Source organism: Dietzia sp. B32 (genome assembly GCF_024732245.1).
Lineage (GTDB): Bacteria > Actinomycetota > Actinomycetes > Mycobacteriales > Mycobacteriaceae > Dietzia.
Map to the genome: position 1 here is coordinate 1,596,929 of NZ_CP093845.1, position 16,910 is coordinate 1,613,838.

A 16,910-nucleotide genomic window follows, 5' to 3' on the forward strand; every position below is an offset into this window, starting at 1 on the left:
TGGTGGTCGACGGCAGTCGTTCGGCGCCAGCGGGACCTCGGCCCCCGACGCTGACCGCCACACTAACCACGGGGTGGCCGCTGTCCCACCGCTCGCGGCGACTGTCCGAAGCGCAACGCCGGGAACAGCGGTGACGGCTACCGGAACGGAAGCGGCCCGGCCTTCCCGGCGCGCTCGGCGGCGACGTTGCGACGCTCGTGCTCGAGCAACCGCAGCCGGTACTCGGGACAGTTGCCCATGCCGCCGTCGGCGCGGATCACGCGATGGACAGGGATGACGAACGGCACCGGCACCAGCGTGCACAGTCGGCCGACACGACGGGCGTTGCGGGGCCGTCCCGCGTCGATGCTGACCTGCCCGTAACTGGAGGTCTCGCCGTAGGGGATGTGCTGGATCTCGCGGTAGACCTCGCGCGAGAACTCGTCATGGACCCCGGCGGCGGCCCAGTCCAGCGGGACGTCGAACTCGCGGCGCCTCCCGGCCAGGTAACCCTCCACCTGTTCCGCCAGGTGGGCGAGGTGCTCCGCCGCTGCGCCGGGCTCGAGATCGTGCCCCTCGTCGTCGTCGTGATGTTTCACGTTGAACCAGGTCGGGGCGGCTTCGTCGTGGTCGAGCCGGTCGGCGTCCACCTGATCCGCATCCACCTGAACCAGTCGGGCGATGCCGTCGGGCGTGGCCTCGACGATCATCAGCCCGGCCGCGGTGTCGAGCAGGCGGGCCACGCCGCCGGGCGTCCGGGGCGCGGGCGCGCTCACACGAGCCCCACTCACACCACGCTCGGGCGGTCCGGGTTGGTCACATCGGCGTCGGCGGTGTCGAGCCGCTCGAACAGGGCGTCGGCGCCGTCGCGGCCGATGGCCGACATCTCCGCGGTGGTGATCGGCACGGCCTGCAGCCGCGTGAGCAGGGGTCCGGTGCCGTCGGGGCCGCCGGTCTCGTCGACGACCTGCAGGTCGGGCCACAGGAACGGCGGCGTGAGGACCAGGTGCTCGCACTTGCGGCCGGGATCGACCAGGCCGACCGCGTTGGGGATCACCGCGCCGGGCGCCACGTGGATGGAACCGGTGGCCACGGCGAGCGCGCACGCGTCCAGGACGTCGGCCATGGCGCGGTGGCCGGTGCGGCCGACGGTGACGAACTCGGAGCGGATCTGTCGCCCCTCGGGCGTGGTGACGTTGGTGGGGAGCTCGCGGGCGCCCACGGTGGCGTAGGTGGAGAAGCCGGGCGCGGGAACGTCGTCGACGACGACGATGTCGCAATGCCACTCCGTGGTCTGACCCTCTTCATCCGGCTCGGTCTCGTGCGGATAGCGCAGGACGCGGACCGATTCCTTGTGGCCGAGGATGCCCTCGAGGCCGGAGAGATCGGCCGTGTCCGGGCCGGGGAGGTTGTTCTCGTTACTCATGCAAGGGCTCGCAGTCGCGGTTCGAGGTCGGATGTGAACAGGTCGAGGAAGCGTTTCTGGTCGTGTCCGGGCGCGTGGAAGACCAGATGGTTGAGGCCCGCGTCGACGTACTTCTTGACCTGCTCGACGGCGTCGTCGGGGTCCGAGGCGACGATCCAGCGCTTGGCGACCTGCTCGATCGGCAGCTCATCCGCGAGCCGCTCCATCTCGCGCGGCGAATCCACCGAATGCTTCTGCTCCGGGGTCAGGGACAGCGGGGCCCAGAAGCGGCAGTTCTCCAGCGCGGCGGCCGGGTCGGGGTCGTAGGAGATCTTGATCTCGATCATTCGGTCGATCTGCGCCGAGTCCCGCCCATTGATCTGCGCTCCCTCCTCCACGGCCGGAAGCAACTTGTCGGTGTAGAGCTCCATCCCCTTGCCGGAGGTGCAGATGAAGCCGTCACCGACGCGGCCGGCGTACTTGGCCACCACCGGGCCGCCCGCCGCCACATAGACAGGCACCCCGCCCTCGGGAACGTCGTAGAGGAACGCATCCTTGGTCGAGTAGTAGTCACCCTCGAAGCTGGTCGTTTCGCCGGTCCACAACTCGCGCATCAGCCGGACCGACTCGCGCAGGCGCGCGAACCGCTCCTTGAACTCCGGCCACTCGCCCTGATGACCGGTGGCGATCTCGTTGAGCGCCTCGCCGGTGCCCACCCCCAGGAAGACGCGGCCCGGGTAGAGGCACGCCATGGTGGCGAACGCCTGGGCGAGCACGGCGGGGTTGTAGCGAAACGTCGGCGTCAGGACCGAGGTGCCGAGTTGCAGCCGCTCGGTGCGCTCGCCCACCGCCGTCATCCACGCCAACGAGAACGGCGCGTGGCCGCCGTCGTGGCGCCAGGGCTGGAAATGATCCGACACCGTCGCCGAATCCATCCCCGCCTGCTCCGCCATCACGGCGAACTCCACCAGATCACGCGGACCGAACTGCTCGGCCGACGCCTTGTAACCGAGCTTCAGGGACGGGGTCTCGGGCATCGGCTTCTCCTGCAGGTAGGCATGTGACCAGATTCACCTCTGGCGCGCGCGGGGCACGGGGCCGAGTATGCCAGCGAGCCAGGTTGGGGGTGCACGGGTTGACAGCGGCTCCCCCTTGCACCGCGCTGACCTCCGTAAATGGCGGAGCACACTCCAAATCCAAGTCAACACTAATATTGACGGCACCTAACAAGCGCGTACCGAGCGACCGATCGGTGCATTGCGCTGGGAGAATAAACCCAAGTTCATGGTTGCATCAACGGTAACTTTTTCGTAATGTGTGCGGCGGGCCACCGCAGTGTCCCGGTGTCGATCAAGTCCCATCCCCGTACGAGGCCGACACATCCCACCCCCCGGGATCGTCGCGTGGTCCCCTCGGAAAGGCAGGGCGCACATGGACGCCACCGGGTTGATCGCCCACATGCCTTTGCCAACGATGGTCGAGGGTGTGTCGCCGTGCCACCTCTCGGCGGGTCGACTCTTGCCCCTTACCTCCTATCTGTCGAGATCCCGGGGTCTCACTTCGGCTCCACGAGACTCTGAAACCGACCATTCCCCAGGACAAATTGGCTGGGCAATCTCGTGCAGCTGACTTCTGCTCCGTCATCAATCCCGCGAAAGGTCGGATCGTTAGCCCTGGTGGGCGTAGTGGTCGCTGCTGTCACTGGCGTTGCGCGCGGGCTTCCGGACCCCGGACTGATGTCGAATCTTGACAACAACTGCCTCCAGTTCTCTCAGAACGGGGGAACCATCTGGGGAACCGTCAACGAGATCACGCTGGACGACTCGTTTGTTCCCGCTCCGGGAGGCGAGTACCTCCAGGGGGAGTTCCTGGCCCGCAACATCTGCAACGTCGCTGCCACCCTCCGCGTGTACGCCGGCATGTGGGATGTCTCCGACGGGGCAAGGGGGACATGGCGGGCCGATCTGTCCGGGCCCGCGGGAGAGGCGGTGCCGCTCGCCGGCCCGTCACGCGAGGACGAGTGGGGGGTCCTGATCGGCGAGACGCAGGCACCTCGGAACCTGGCGATCCCCGTGAAGCTGTATATCGGCATCCCGGCGGCCGAGACCATCCAGAGTTTCTCGATCACCCCAGGGTGGGCTTTCGCCCTTGGGAAGGCGGCTCCGAGTTCCGTCCCCGACGCCCCGTCCGGCCTCTCTGCTCAGCCTCAGTCCCCCACCACCGATCACAGCGTGACGGTCACCGGGACGGCGGAACCAGGGTCGACAGTGGAAGTGACCGTTGACGGAGTGGTCCGCTGCACCACCACGGCCACCGGCGCGGGCACGTTCACCTGCGACGCGGGGCGGCTGACGCGCGGAAACCACGTAATTTCTGCCACCGCGACCAACCAGGTGGGCACGTCGGATCCGGCCCAACCCCTCGCTGTGACCGTCCGAGACACCGGTTGGGGTTGGGGATCGCTGGGCGGCTTGTTCGCCTGGGGTTCGCTCGGCGGCCTCGGCAGCCTGAGTTCGCTCGGCAGCCTCGGGTCTGCCGGCAGCCACGGAAGCCTGGGATCCACCGAGGACGAGCGGCCACCGGCGGGCGGGGCCGGCGGCAGCGCACACGGGAGCAGCCAGGGCAGCCAGGGCGGCCAGGGCGGCCAGGGCGGCCAGGGCGGCCAGGGCGGCCAGGGCGAATCTCGGTCTGGGAGCGGCTCCGGGAACAGCCCAGCGGGCAACCCGCTCGGGAGCGCGCCCGGCTCGGGAGGCGCGAACTCCGGCGAGTCGGCGGGAGGCTCGGGCCAAGTCGGACCCGGCTCGGGCGGCGCCGTTCAGAGCGGCTCGTCCAGCACCGGCATCCTCTCCGGGCACGCACTGGGACTGGGCCCGACCGGCCAGGGGGGGTCGGGACCCGCCCCGACCGGCGAGGGCGGAAACCCTCCCCCCCGTCTCGGATCCGACTCGGCCGCCAGCTCCGCCAGCCTCGGTAGCGCCACCTCCATGGACCGCCTGATCCACCTCGGTGGTCCCACCGTCCGGGTGAATCCCGGATGAGCACCACACAGGACTTCGGTTCTCGGGTCAGCAACCCGGGTTCCGAGCGGTTGCGGACGCAGCCGTACGCACGAGACCGCGCCGCGGCCGTGAACCCCCTCGACACCGCGACCGCGGCGTCCAGCACTAAGGAATCTCAATGAAGAAGACGACCAAGGGCGCACTCGCCGCTGGCGCGGCCGCCGTCCTCCTTGCCGGTGGCGCCGGAACGTACGCGGCGTGGACCGCGAGCGTGACCGCCCCGAATGCCACCACCATCGACGCGGGCCACCTCAAGATCACGCAGACCGGAACGGGCGCGTGGCACTGGGGCACCGCCACCGGAGATGTGCTCACTACGGGCCAGACCATCGTCCCGGGCGACACCGTCGTCTACGTCGCGAACTACGCCCTCGACATCAAGGGCACCAACCTCACGGCTGCGGCAACCCTCACCGGAACCGCTACCGCCACAGACGCCGACGCCCCTGTGCCCGCCGGACTCGCCGACGAGCTGACCGTCACCTCGGCCCAGACCGTGTCGGGAGGCGCTGACCTCGCCGACCTCGATGAGACCGACACCGGCGAGACCATCACGGTGGCCACCACCGTGGTCTTCGACCCGAACATCACCGTCGGTAATCAGGCCGGCATGGACGGCAAGGTGTCGATCTCGAACGTCGGCGTCGTCCTCAAGCAGACCGCCCCGACGCTGGCTCCGTAAGGCGACTCTGTGAAGTCCCACATCACGTGGGCGCTCGTGGGGGCGTCGGTCGTCACACTGGGGTTCTCCTCCGTGATGGCGACCGGCGCCGCCTGGCGGGCGTCCGCGCCCGCCAGCAGCGGAGCGAACTTGTCCGCCGGCAGGCTCGACATCTCATCCGGAGCCTCCGGCAACGCGGCGTACACGTTGGCAGATTTCGGCCTGGTCAACATGGGAAGCTCCAGCGCCGTGGCCAAGCCCCTTCAAGTGTTCAACTCCGGCAACGTGCCGATGAAGTACGGAATCCAGTCCGTGACCGTGGCGCCGCAGGCTCCGGCGACGACCGCGCCGCCGCTCACCCTCGTCATCACCTCGGTGGCCAACGCAGGTGCCTGCACCACCGCAACAACCGGAGGAAACGTGTACAACGGCCCGATGAGCGGCGCCTCGACGTCGACCGATCGTCCGGTCGCCGCCGCCGGCTCGGAGTTCCTGTGCCTGGTGGCCTCGCTAGGGGCCGGTGCCGCGGCGGGCCAGTCCGGTAAGGCCACCTTCACGTTCCGGGCTCTAGTAAACCGGTGATGGCGATGACCGAGCAGGACACCAGCAGCAGCGCGCACCGTGGGGCCGGTGCGCCACCCGCCGGCGGAGACGGGACCACCACAGTCCTGTGGTGGCTCCGAACCATCGGCGGATGGCTGCTCCTCCTGGTGTTCGGGTTCATATTGGTCGTCATGGTGGTGGTCCCGCGAGCCACCGGCGCCCAGGCGTACACCGTGCTCACCGGGTCGATGGAACCGGAGATCTCGCCGGGCGCGCTCGTCGTGGTCAGACCCACGCCCGCCCACGAGCTGCGCACGGACGACGTGATCACCTTCCAACCGTATTCCGGCAACCCCGCCGTGGTCACCCACCGCATCACCGGGATCTTCTACGACGGCGTCGGCCGCATGCGTCTCTACACCCAGGGTGATGCCAACAACACGCCCGATGACTGGGCTCTGCTGCCCGAGCAGGTCCGCGGTGTGATGTGGTACTCCGTGCCCCAACTCGGCAGGCTGAACGTGCTGCTCACCGGAGAAAGTCGCGCGGTCGCGATCACCATCGTGGCCGGGGGACTGATCGTCTACGCGGTGTTGATGATCGGCGGTGGTCTCCGAGATGGATCCCGCGAGAAGCGGGCCGCTCGGGCGGAACTCGACAAGGGAGAGGGCACACGTGATGGGCGGGAAGGAGCCGGCGATGAGTAGCAGCAACCACAGGTCCGGGCGCGGCCACCGCTGCCCTGAGTCCGCGTGGACCCGTATCCGAGCGGTGGCATCCCTGGGGATGGTCTTCGGGTTGGGCGCGGTCGGGACCATGGCGTACTGGGTCGACAACGCGACCATGACGACTGGCGCGTTCAGCGTAGCGAACATCGATCTGCAGGTGAACGACACGAAGTCCTACACGACGTGGACCCTCGGCGGGACCGGCTTGATGCCGGGCGACACCCGGGCCGCGACGCTGCCGGTGCAGAATAAGGGCGGAGTGGACTTCACCTACACGGCGACGCTCAACGCCTCAGGAGAAGCGGTTCTCGCTCCGTTCATCACCGTCACCGCGTATGCGGGTGGGAACGTTGCGTCAAACAAGTGCAACGGCGGATCGGCTATCGCCGGCGCATCCAAGACACTGACGGTCGGCACCGCCCAGGCCTTCATCTCCACCCCGCGCACACTGACCACGTCCTCCACCACCGAGACCCTCTGCTTTGAGGCGCAGGTCTCCAATGCGATAACCAAGTCCGCCTCGAACAAGGCCGTAAGAGTCATCCTGCAATTCACGGCGGTGGGGTGATCGTGGGAATGCATGGTGCGGTCGATGCCGCCCCCAAGGCCGGCGCCACAACCGGGCACCGTCGCGGGGCGCTGGTGAGTGCCGCGCTCAACGTAGGCGCCCTCGCGGGGGTCGTGTGCATCCTCTTCGCTGCGCTCTCCGCGTCCCTGGGGGTGAGCCCGCTGGTATTCCGCTCCGGCTCCATGGCACCCGAGATCACGACCGGCTCCCTGGCATTCGCGAAGTCCGTCCCCGGGTCTGAGATCCGGGTCGGTGACATCATCACGGTCGCCGATGACCGCGGGGAGTCGATTACTCACCGTGTCATGTCGGTCGCCGACGGTGGCGGAGGCGCGGTGAGCGTCACGCTCAAAGGCGACGCCAACCCGGTGGAAGACCCCGCCCCGTACACGATCACCGAGGCCAAGCGGGTGTTCTTCCATCTACCGGCGCTGGGGTTCGTGGCCGCGTGGATGTCGAGCACGACCATGGTCTTCCTCGCCGGACTGTTGGCCGGGATCTTGATCATGGTGGCGTTCGGTCCGGCCAGGCCGGGCGAACCTTCGGACGAGAGCACAACACAGGAGCCCTCAGATGCGTGAGTCAGTGAAACGACCCAAGATCCTTGCCGCCATTGTCGCGGCCAGCCTCTGCCTGGGGTTCATCGGGCTCCCCCAGGCGACCATGACCACCGCCGCGCTCACCGACAGCGCCAATGCGACCTCGCAGAACTTGGCGACGGCAAGCGATCTATTGCCGAGGCCGGATGAAATTACCTGCAATAACTACGAGAATTTGAACTGGGCGGGTATTCGATTTGCGGTGAAGAAGAAGCGACCCGAGCAGCGCTACAGGATGTATATCGTCCAGGACAACGGAGACGTTCGGCGACTGGGTTCCAATGGCCCTTATAGTTGGTCCCCGCAGGGGCAATTCCCCTACCCAGACGATTGGGTTACATTCGACCGTTTGACCAACGACCAGTTGGGCTCGAATACAAGTGGCTGGCATTTCACAGCCAAGATTTACTCAGTGAATCCAGCCGGCGAAGAATCCGACAATTGGATCGGTTGGTATTTTAGCCACTCGAGCCTTTTGATTTACCGCTGTACTACCGACGGGGCCCAGCAACGTAGCGGAAATGGCCCCCCCGGAAATATCCCCGCAGATTTTACTAACGAGGCCAAGCATGACGAATTCGTTTCGCTCGCCGGCAAGCCAACGCCTAGCGAACTGGCCGGTGATCTCTCGGCCGAGAAGTCGCCCTACCCAGAAGACCCAATAGATGCCGCGCAGCCAACAACAAGTCCAGCTGCCAGCGTTTCCGAGTCGCTTGCCCGTTCAACTAAGTCGCCGTCGCCGACAACCACGGTTTCAACCGGGCAGCGCGACAATTCAACTTCGTCTACTTTCCCGACTGCGTCGATTAACGCCTCGCCTAAGCGCTCTCCAGCAAGTCGCCCCACTCCAGCGACCACCACCCCGCCGGCCACGCAGGTGACCACCTCGACATCGGCGGCCCCCGCGATCGTGATCCCCGACGAGCCCGCGCCCCTTTCTCCCGCGGCCCGGATCGAAGATGTCGGGACTGTCGAGGTCGGCGGGGAAGACCTTGTCGTCGTCGTCCCCGGTGACACCGTCCCCACCGGGACCCGCACGGCCCTGCCTGCGCTGGAGACGTGGATCAACGACGGCCGCCAGCCCAGCGGGGACTGGACCACCTTCACCTCGACCGACCCGGACTCCGACGGGTGGCGCTGGGCCGCCATCAACGGCACGACCGGCGCGGTCGTGTACATCCGCTGACATGACCGGCGAACGGCACCCCGGCGGGGCCTCGCAGAACGGGATCCCCCACTCACCGGGATGCGGTGTAACGACTCACACGGCGCCGACCATATTCTCTGTAGATCGGAAGTCACCGCGAGTACCGCCCGCGCCCAGAACTCTTATCTGGGACGGCCTCCGTGCAAGCAGGCTTTCGGAGGCGTCATGAGGATCAGGCACGCGGCCACCGCACTGGTGGCCCTCGGTGCCGCCTCAGCCTGCACCCTCGGAGCGACCGTCATCGTCCAGGACCGCGGAAACGACGAGCGCGAATCGGAACTGCGCAGCTCCACCTGGTCAGTCCAGGCGTCCACCGACTTCGGCACCACCTGGACCGCCCCCATCTCGTCCTACGGCGGCCACTTCCCCGTCCGCGTGGACACGGCCGGCCTGCGCAACCGTTCCGCCTACCAGCCGCTGACCCTGCGGACCACCGTCGACTCCCGGTCCGACGCCCACGTCGACATCGGCGAGGGCGCCCTCGTCGAGGGAGACCCCGAGACCGCGTCCCATGTACGGGTCCGGGCCGTCTCGGCCCGCGGCGGAGCGTGCGCCGCGCCGGCGTTCGATCTCGACTCGCCCAGCATCCTCGCCGGCGACAGTGACCGCCCGGTGCCACTCGACGCGCCGACGGTCGACGAACCGCTGGTCCTGCCCGGCGCCACCCGCACCACGCCCGGATCCCCGGTCACCGTGTGTCTCGAGCTGAGCATGGACGCGGCCGCCCCGGCCACCGACTCGATGCTCACGCTGGCCTGGCCGGTCGACATCGCCCGCGGCGACGCCGATTCCTAGCCGGCCCGGCGCAGCCCCCAGCCCGGCCCGGCCGAGCGCAGCCACCACCCCACCGCGCGCCGGCCCGACCCCGGACGCTCAGCGGCGCCCGGCGGCCTCGTCGTAGATCCGCGCATGGGCCGCGATGACACTCGTCGGATCAGCGCCCGCGACCCGCGGCGGGACGGCCCGGGGATTCTCCAACGCCGCCCGCACCGCCACCGCCACCGCGGACGGATCGCGGGGATCGTAGATCTCCCCGGAATGATCACCCGGATCGCAACGGTCGAACCACTGCTCCCGCAGGAACCCCACCGCCGGGAACACCGGCGACACGCCCAGATCGCGGCACAACTCCAACCAGGTGGAATGGGTGGCGAACCGGTACGGCAACACGCACACGTCGAGCGCGGCGAACTCGGGCAGCAACGGCGCCAGGTCCAGCGACTCGTACCTCACCAACCGCACCGACTCCCAGCCGCCCTCGGCCGCCAGCTCCGCCACCAGATGGTGCCCGCCGGCCTCGCGGTCCTCGCCGCACGCATCGCGCCACGCCTGCGCCTCCACGACGATCCGCAGGTGCGCGCCCCGCCGCCCGTGGGCGACGGGCGCCAGCTGGTCCAGCAGCTCCGGGCCGTCGATGTTCTCGCCCATCCGCTCCAGCAACACCCCCACCACCACCGGATCGCCGGGACCGCGCAGGTGCTTGCCGGCGCGGATGGCGGAGGAGACCTCGTCCTCGTCCAGTAGCCGCGGGTGCGGCACGACCACCGGCTCGACGCCCCACCGCACCCACAGTTCGTGCGCCGCCACCTCGGTCAGCGTGACCACGGCAGCGGCGGCCTCGACCAGCGTGCCGGTGTGGTCGCGGTGCGGGAGTTCGTCCTCGTGGGACGGGTAGACGATGTCGTGGACGGTGAGCACCATCGGCACCTCGGCCCGCGACAGGTGCTCCACCACCCCGTCCACGCTCTCCGGCTCGAGGTAGTCGTAACCGAAGTGCACGTGCGCCAGGTCGACGCCGGCCAGCGGGTCGCCGTCGCGCTGGATCTCTCCCGACGCCTCGTGGCCGGGATCGAACTCCGCGGGGGTCACCGCCTCGGGCGGGGTCTGCCCGTTCACCACCCCGGGCCGGACGGGCACCAGCTCTACGTGCCGGGCGCCGTCCAGGCCGGTGATCCGGCGAACCGCGGGATGGGCGGCGGGAAGCACCGCCACCCGGGTCCGGGAATGTTCACCCCGATCATCCATACGGCCAATCTAGACCGTCATCCCAGGCCGCGTCGCAGGTCCTCAATCAGGTCTCCGGCGAACTCCAGCCCCACGGACAGGCGGACCACGTTGTCGCCGATGCCCACCGCGGCGCGGGCCTCGGGCTCCATGGACGCGTGGGTCGTGGTCGCGGGATGGGTCACCAGAGTCTTTGCGTCGCCCAGGTTGTTGGAGATGTCGATGACCTCCAACGAGTTGAGCAGGGAGAAGCACTCCTTCTTGCCGCGGCCGCCCTTGTCGTCGTCGTCCCGGCCACCGTCACCACCGTCGGCGTCGTACTTCAACCCGAACGTCACCACCGACCCGCCGCCGGACATCTGTGCCCGCGCCAGCTCGTACTGGGGGTGCGACTCGAGCATCGGGTACGTCACCCAGTCCACGGCCGAGTGGGATTCCAGGAACCGCGCCACCTCCAACGCGTTGGCACTCATCCGCTCCACCCGCAGGCTCATGGTCTCCAGCCCCTTGAGCAGGACCCACGCGTTGAACGCGCTCATCCCGAACCCGGCGTGACGCATGAGGTTCTGCACCGGCCCGGAGATGTACTCCTCGGTGCCCAGCACGGCGCCGCCGAGGACGCGGCCCTGGCCGTCGATGTGCTTGGTGGTGGAGTAGACGACGATGTCCGCGCCCAGCTCGAGCGGCTTCTGGTGCAGGACGGTGGCGAAGACGTTGTCCACCACGACCTGCGCGCCGGCGGCGTGGGCGAGGTTGCACACCGCGCGGACGTCGACCAGCTCCTGCATGGGGTTGGAGGGGGTCTCGAAGAACACCGCGTCGGTGGGCTCGCTGAGCGCCTCGCGCCACTGGTCGAGGTCGGCGCCGTCGACGAACACCGTCTCCACGCCCCAGCGCGGCAGGATCTCCGCGCAGATGACGTAACAGGAGCCGAACAGCGCGCGCGAGGCCACCAGTCGGGAGCCGTTGCCGCACAGGGCGGCCAGTGCGACGAACACCGCGGACATGCCGGAGGAGGTGGCGAAGCACGCCTCGGCGCCCTCGATCTGCCGCAGGCGCTCCTGGAACATCGCGACCGTGGGGTTGCCGTAGCGGGAGTAGACGAATCGCTTGAGATCGCCGTTGAACGAGGCCTCGGCCGCCTCGGCGGAGGAGTAGACGTAGCCGGAGTTGAGGAACATCGGCTCGGTGGTCTCCTCGAAGCCGGTGCGCATCTGCCCGGCCCGGACCCCCAGGGTGTCGGGGTGGAGACCGTCGGGGAGCTCGTTGTTTCTCATCGCTGCTTTCTTGTGTGTGGTGCGTGGGTGGGGCCGTTGGGCGGCGGGGCGGGGGGCGTTGGAGCGTGCAGGGCGTACGGGTCAGGACTGGCGCCAGGCCAGACCCGCGACCTTCCAGCCGTTGACTGTGCCGCGGTGTCCGGCGGCGTCCGGGTCGCCCTCGAACCCCTCGGCCACGTTGTAGGCGGTGCGGTATCCGGCGGCGGTGGCCAGGCTCGCGGCGGCGGCCGACCGGCCACCACTGCGGCACAGGAACAACACCGGGGCCTGCGTGTCGACGCCGGCCTCGCCGAGGTGCTCGACGAACCGCTCGTTGGGCTGGCCCGCCGAGGTCATCCACTCGATGCCCAGCGTGCGCTTGCCCAGCTCCGACAGATCGGCGCCGCCGACCCACTGCCATTCGGCGCTCGTCCGGACGTCGACCAGCACGGCGTCGGGATCGGAGGCGAGCAGATCCCAGGCCTGGCTGGGCGAGAGGTCCCCGGCGTAGTCGCTCATGGGTGTCGATTATGCTCCCCCGACCGCTGATCGGCGGGGTCGAGGTACCCCGGTCGCCGTTCTGTGCGACGATCGCGGACATGACGTCCGTCACAGAGAACCCGTTCCGTGTGGCTGTCGTGGGCTCCGGCCCGGCGGGTGTGTACGCCAGCGAGGCCCTGTTGGACTGGAGCGACAACCGCGATCCGTCCGGGCGCGGCATCGTGGTGGACCTGATCGACCGGCTGCCCGTGCCCTACGGTCTGCTGCGCCACGGCGTGGCCCCCGATCACCCCCGGATCAAGGGCATCGCCCGCACGCTGGAGGGGATCGCCGCCGATCCGCGCATCCGGTTCCTCGGCAACGTCGAGTTCGGCCGCGACCTCACCCTGGACGACGTGCACCGCTTCTACCACGCGATCGTCTTCTCCACCGGTGCACTCTCGGACCGTCGGCTCGGCATCCCGGGCGAGGACCTGGAGGGCTCGTACGGGGCCGCCGAGTTCGTCACCTGGTACGACGGCCACCCCGATTCCCACCCGGAGTGGGCGCTGTCCGCCGAGCGGGCGGCCGTGGTGGGCGTGGGTAACGTCGCGCTCGACGTGGCGCGCATGCTGGTGCGCAGCCCCGAGCAGCTCGAGCCCACCGACATCCCCGAGCACGTCCGCACCGGGTTCGGCACCAACACGACCCGGGTGGTGTCGGTGATCGGCCGCCGCGGCCCCGTCCACGCCAAGTTCACCCCACTCGAGCTGCGGGAGATGGCCAAGGTGGAGGGCGTCACCGTGGTGGTGGACCCGGCCGACCTGGAGTACGACGACGACGAGGCGCGCACTCTCCGGGACACCGATCGCCGGGTCGGGCAGGTGTGCACGCAACTCGAGAAATGGGCCGGGGCGCAGCGAGAGGCCGGTCTGGAGACGGCGGATGAGGCCGAGGCCGCAGCCCTCGCGGCCGGCGAGCGGGTGGTGCGGTTCCGCTTCCACCGGTCCCCGGTCGAGATCCTGGGTTCCGACGGCCGGGTGTCCGGGCTGCGCCTGGAGCTGACCGAGCCCGTCCCCGGACCCGAGGGCGCCGGCGGGCGCGTACGCACCAGCGGGCGCACGGAGGACCTGCAGGTCGAGGCGGTCTACCGGGCCGTCGGGTACCGCTCCGCCGCCCTGGAGGGCGTGCCTTTCGACGCGGATTCCGCGACCATCCCCAACGACTCCGGCCGCGTCCTGGACTCCCCGGGCGGCCGGCACCTCCCAGGCCTGTTCACCGCCGGCTGGGTCAAGCGCGGCCCCTCCGGCGTGATCGGCACCAATCGCTCCTGCGCCGTGGAGACGGTCGGGCAGCTGGCCACCGAGCTCGAGTCCGGCACGCTGCCCGAACCCGCCGAGCCGGACCCGCACGCCGTGCGCGACTTGCTCACCGACCGCGGCGTGGACCTCGTCGACGGCGACGCCTGGCTGGAGATCGACGCCCACGAGCGCGGCCTCGGCGAGGCGGCGGGCCGCGAGCGCACCAAGCTGCCGGGCCGGGCGGAGATGCTCGAGATCGCCCGCACCGCGCGCTCCTCCGCCCGCTGACCCTTCCCTCCCCTGTCGGATCCGCTCCACCGCCAGCCCCGGATGAATCCGCTACTCGAATTCCCGATCCGCTACCCGAATCCGGGTAGCGGATCCGGAGACGGGGTAGCGAATTCTGCGGGGGGTCGGTTTTTCCGGCCGGGCCGGTCGATGCGGGGCGCAGACGGTGTCGGGGATGCGGGGATCTGTCATTACCGGGGTCAGTCGGTCTCGGCGATAAGTCGGCCGATCTCGGCCAGCGACACCGTGCCCGGGTCGAAGTAGCGGGAGTGGGCGTCGCGCACCGACCCCGCACCAGCGCCCGGTTCGGTGACGTCCACCGCGAGGCCTCCGAACTCGTCCGTTCCCGGCCGTTCGCCCAGCACGCCGGTGACCGACCACCACGGCACCGGATCCCAGCGGGAGGCGACGCCGACCACCTCGCCCTCCCCCGCCGGGCGCGCGGTCCCGGCCTCGTCCACCCACTGCTCGGCGATCGACCCGACACCCGCGCCGGGGCTGCCGACGTGGATCATCCGGTCGACCGCCACCCCGCGCGGGTCCGCGGCGGCCGCCCCGAGGACCGCCGAACCGTAGCTGTACCCGACGGCGGCGTGTGGGGAGTCGTCGCCGTCCATGCGCTCGACCGCGTCCAGGCCCGCCGCGAACGTCCGCAGGTCCGCGGCATGCGCTCGCGCGGGTGCCGTCGCAGTCCCGGCGGTGGCGACGTCCGCGGGCGCGTCGTAGCCCTGCCACGACACCGCGACGCACGACTCGACCGGCGCATCCGTCGTCGAGACCGTCGCCCCGGTTCCCGGGCCGGCCGCCTCGCACACCGCCTCCGCCCGTTCTCCGGTACGGCCGAGCGTCTCCACCGAGGACCCCGTCCCCGGGATGAGCGTGACCACCCGGTCCGCGGTGTCGGGGTCGGCGCTCGCGACCACCGCGCGGCCGTCCGGGCGCAGGTCGAGCAGGTGCCGCCGCGGATCGGCCTCGAGGTACGCGGTAAGAGCGGCCAGCGCCGGCGCGACGCCGCCGAGGTCGGCCCCGCCTCCGCCGCTGTCCGCCGCGTCGAGCATGCGGCGCAACCGGGTCCGGTTGATCGCGTCCCGCGTTGCCGACGACAGTCCGTCCACCGAGCCCAGGTCCGGGTGATCGCGGGCCAGCCGGGCCCGGTCGGCCGGCCCCAGCGCGTGCCACAGGCCTGCGACCGCTCGCGGATCGTCGTCGGTCGACCCCGACAGGTCGATGCACGGCCTGGACGCGGGGTCCACGTGGCCTGCGAGGTGCTCGGCGGCCTCCCGCAGGCGCACGGCGAGGCCGCGGTCTGCCTCCTCTACGGCGGTGGAGTCTCCCGCGCCGGGCGTCGCGAGTTCATCGTCGCTCCAGTTGATCACCGTCCGCGCCAACCGGGAGCCCTCGGCCCGCAGCACATCCGCCAGGTAGAGACAGTTGCCCGAGAGCATCCTCGCCTCCGCGGCCGCGTCACCCACGCGGCTGCGTGCCCGCGCACCCGCCTGACCGGACCACCCGCCACCCACCGCTCCGGCATCACCGACAGCGCCACCACCGACAGCGCTACCACCCGCCGCGCCGCCGATCCTGCGGGCGACGGTCTCCAGGTCCTCGGCGGACTCCGCGATTCGCCGACCCACCGCCGCAGCCCTCGATTCGGCGTGGTCGAGCGCCACGACCAGCGCCTCAGCCCGTTGCCCCGGCGACACTGCGGGCCACCTCCTCATCCGCCTCCACGAGGAGTCCGGCGGCCCGGACCATCGCCTGGGCGATCCGCCGGCTCTCCGCCTCGTGCTCCCGGGCCCGCCGGGCGAGCAGAGCCGCGCATTCGGCCAGCGCGGGACCGGTGAGCAGCGTCGTCCGCGCCCCGGCCCCCATTCCGGCAGCCGCCGCGGACGCCTCCTCGAGTGCCGCCACCAGGCCAGCCGCACTGTCGGCCGTGTCCGCGCCCGCCTCGCGGACCCGCGCGGCCTCGGCCGTCACGGCCACCTGCTCGAACGCCAGCAGAACCGCCCCCAGCGGCCCCGCCACAGCCGCCTCATCCGCCTCAGCCGCCTCTACCGCCTCAGCCTCCGCGGCGGGCACCGCGCCCCCTGACCCCGGTCGTCCGTCCTGCCCTGCCATCGCCCCGCTCCCCTCCGGCCCGGATGTCCGCGCCGTTCGAAGGTCACGCTAGGGGCGGAGTCCGTCACGGACGGGCCCGGAACGAGGCCCTGTGGATGGGGTCGACGACCATCCACAGGGGACTCCGAGCAGGGCGTCGCGAGCCGGTCAGTCGAGGTCGGGCTGGTCGGCGTACCGTCCACCGACCAGCATCCGCGCGAGTACCGCCGCCAGCCCGACGAGGAACACCATCAGAGCGCCCGGCAGCGCCCACCCCGGCATCCGGTCGGCACCGGACTGCGCGGCGACCACGATGCCCACCTGCCCCGCCACCAGTAGGGCGAGCGTCATCACGGTGATGAGCCACAGGTCCTCCCGCACCAGCCTCTCGAACCTGCGCAGCCGGGCTCCGGAGGCCGTCCACCACTCCTTGTTGGGGGCGTTGATGAACTCGGGAGCCGACACCACCAGCCTCGACATGAGCGGAATCGGCAGAACCACCAGCAACGGCAGGAACGCCGAGAAGGCGAGCGCGCCGTTCCTGCTCGACCAGCCGTCGGCCTCGCCGCCGGCACCGAAATGCGTCGGCACCCGCTCCGGCAGAGCGGCCACCTGCCAGGCCAGCACACCGAGCCACACCAGGATCACCGCCGCCGACAGCGCCAGGATCCACGGCGCGGTCGGCTCCTTCGGCAGATCGCGGGCGTCGTCAGCGGCGGACCTCGTCGTCGTCAT

General features: G+C 70.1%; 17 protein-coding genes and 1 pseudogene. 9 read left to right on the forward strand and 9 right to left on the reverse strand.

Translation table 11 applies throughout. The features are described from left to right. Positions 1–137 precede the first annotated feature (137 nt). The 3 genes from L8M95_RS07645 to fgd are packed head-to-tail and all read right to left on the reverse strand — an operon-like array spanning position 138 to position 2,421. Positions 138–755, reverse strand: a complete 618-nt coding sequence (locus L8M95_RS07645; protein WP_260488882.1) for a methylated-DNA--[protein]-cysteine S-methyltransferase — start codon at positions 753–755, stop codon at positions 138–140. An 11-nt stretch (positions 756–766) separates the two neighbouring features. Next, entirely contained in the window at positions 767–1,405 is a 639-nt protein-coding gene (locus L8M95_RS07650; RefSeq protein WP_260488883.1) for a suppressor of fused domain protein, read from the reverse strand. After that, complete coding sequence (fgd, locus tag L8M95_RS07655; protein ID WP_260488884.1) at positions 1,402–2,421, reverse strand: glucose-6-phosphate dehydrogenase (coenzyme-F420); 1,020 nt, start codon at positions 2,419–2,421, stop codon at positions 1,402–1,404. Before fgd ends, L8M95_RS07650 begins: the two co-directional genes overlap by 4 nt. Before the next feature lie 699 nt (positions 2,422–3,120). Here fgd and L8M95_RS07660 point away from each other — a divergent pair. From L8M95_RS07660 to L8M95_RS07695, 8 genes are all read left to right on the forward strand, one after another. Continuing rightward, entirely contained in the window at positions 3,121–4,422 is a 1,302-nt protein-coding gene (locus L8M95_RS07660) for an Ig-like domain-containing protein (RefSeq protein WP_260488885.1), read from the forward strand. 139 nt (positions 4,423–4,561) lie between these two features. Continuing rightward, entirely contained in the window at positions 4,562–5,125 is a 564-nt protein-coding gene (locus L8M95_RS07665; RefSeq protein WP_260488886.1) for an alternate-type signal peptide domain-containing protein, read from the forward strand. A 9-nt stretch (positions 5,126–5,134) separates the two neighbouring features. Next, positions 5,135–5,686: a hypothetical protein gene (locus L8M95_RS07670; RefSeq protein WP_260488887.1), complete on the forward strand. Its 552-nt coding sequence runs from the start codon at positions 5,135–5,137 to the stop codon at positions 5,684–5,686. A gap of 5 nt (positions 5,687–5,691) precedes the next feature. Next, the gene (locus L8M95_RS07675) at positions 5,692–6,354 is read left to right on the forward strand and encodes a signal peptidase I (protein WP_260488888.1); all 663 of its coding nucleotides are present in this window, start codon (positions 5,692–5,694) and stop codon (positions 6,352–6,354) included. 109 nt (positions 6,355–6,463) lie between these two features. Next, positions 6,464–6,943 (forward strand): hypothetical protein, encoded by a 480-nt coding sequence (locus tag L8M95_RS07680; protein WP_260488889.1) that lies wholly within the window; start codon positions 6,464–6,466, stop codon positions 6,941–6,943. An 8-nt stretch (positions 6,944–6,951) separates the two neighbouring features. After that, positions 6,952–7,524: a signal peptidase I gene (locus tag L8M95_RS07685; RefSeq protein ID WP_260489193.1), complete on the forward strand. Its 573-nt coding sequence runs from the start codon at positions 6,952–6,954 to the stop codon at positions 7,522–7,524. After that, positions 7,517–8,728, forward strand: a complete 1,212-nt coding sequence (locus L8M95_RS07690) for a hypothetical protein (RefSeq protein WP_260488890.1) — start codon at positions 7,517–7,519, stop codon at positions 8,726–8,728. The genes L8M95_RS07685 and L8M95_RS07690 overlap by 8 nt, the downstream gene beginning before the upstream one ends. Before the next feature lie 186 nt (positions 8,729–8,914). Next, positions 8,915–9,544: a hypothetical protein gene (locus L8M95_RS07695; protein WP_260488891.1), complete on the forward strand. Its 630-nt coding sequence runs from the start codon at positions 8,915–8,917 to the stop codon at positions 9,542–9,544. Between the two features lie 78 nt (positions 9,545–9,622). Here L8M95_RS07695 and L8M95_RS07700 read toward each other — a convergent pair whose 3' ends face one another. The 3 genes and pseudogenes from L8M95_RS07700 to L8M95_RS07710 all read right to left on the reverse strand — a co-directional run bounded on the left by L8M95_RS07700 (position 9,623) and on the right by L8M95_RS07710 (position 12,528). Continuing rightward, the gene (locus tag L8M95_RS07700) at positions 9,623–10,774 is read right to left on the reverse strand and encodes a hypothetical protein (RefSeq protein ID WP_260488892.1); all 1,152 of its coding nucleotides are present in this window, start codon (positions 10,772–10,774) and stop codon (positions 9,623–9,625) included. Between the two features lie 17 nt (positions 10,775–10,791). Next, positions 10,792–12,081: pseudogene (locus L8M95_RS07705) on the reverse strand (O-succinylhomoserine sulfhydrylase); the annotation flags it as partial. Between the two features lie 30 nt (positions 12,082–12,111). After that, a complete protein-coding gene (locus L8M95_RS07710; protein WP_260488893.1) occupies positions 12,112–12,528 on the reverse strand; it encodes a rhodanese-like domain-containing protein in 417 nt (138 codons plus the stop codon). A gap of 80 nt (positions 12,529–12,608) precedes the next feature. On the opposite strand from L8M95_RS07710, the gene L8M95_RS07715 reads away from it, so the two are divergent. Next, a complete protein-coding gene (locus L8M95_RS07715) occupies positions 12,609–14,078 on the forward strand; it encodes an FAD-dependent oxidoreductase (protein WP_260488894.1) in 1,470 nt (489 codons plus the stop codon). Between the two features lie 200 nt (positions 14,079–14,278). On the opposite strand, the gene L8M95_RS07720 is transcribed toward L8M95_RS07715, so the two are convergent. The 3 genes from L8M95_RS07720 to L8M95_RS07730 all read right to left on the reverse strand — a co-directional run bounded on the left by L8M95_RS07720 (position 14,279) and on the right by L8M95_RS07730 (position 16,910). Then, a complete protein-coding gene (locus L8M95_RS07720) occupies positions 14,279–15,781 on the reverse strand; it encodes an alpha/beta hydrolase family protein (RefSeq protein WP_260488895.1) in 1,503 nt (500 codons plus the stop codon). After that, the gene (locus L8M95_RS07725; protein WP_260488896.1) at positions 15,759–16,196 is read right to left on the reverse strand and encodes a hypothetical protein; all 438 of its coding nucleotides are present in this window, start codon (positions 16,194–16,196) and stop codon (positions 15,759–15,761) included. Before L8M95_RS07725 ends, L8M95_RS07720 begins: the two co-directional genes overlap by 23 nt. A 147-nt stretch (positions 16,197–16,343) precedes the next feature. Continuing rightward, positions 16,344–16,910 (reverse strand): DUF1648 domain-containing protein, encoded by a 567-nt coding sequence (locus L8M95_RS07730; RefSeq protein WP_260488897.1) that lies wholly within the window; start codon positions 16,908–16,910, stop codon positions 16,344–16,346.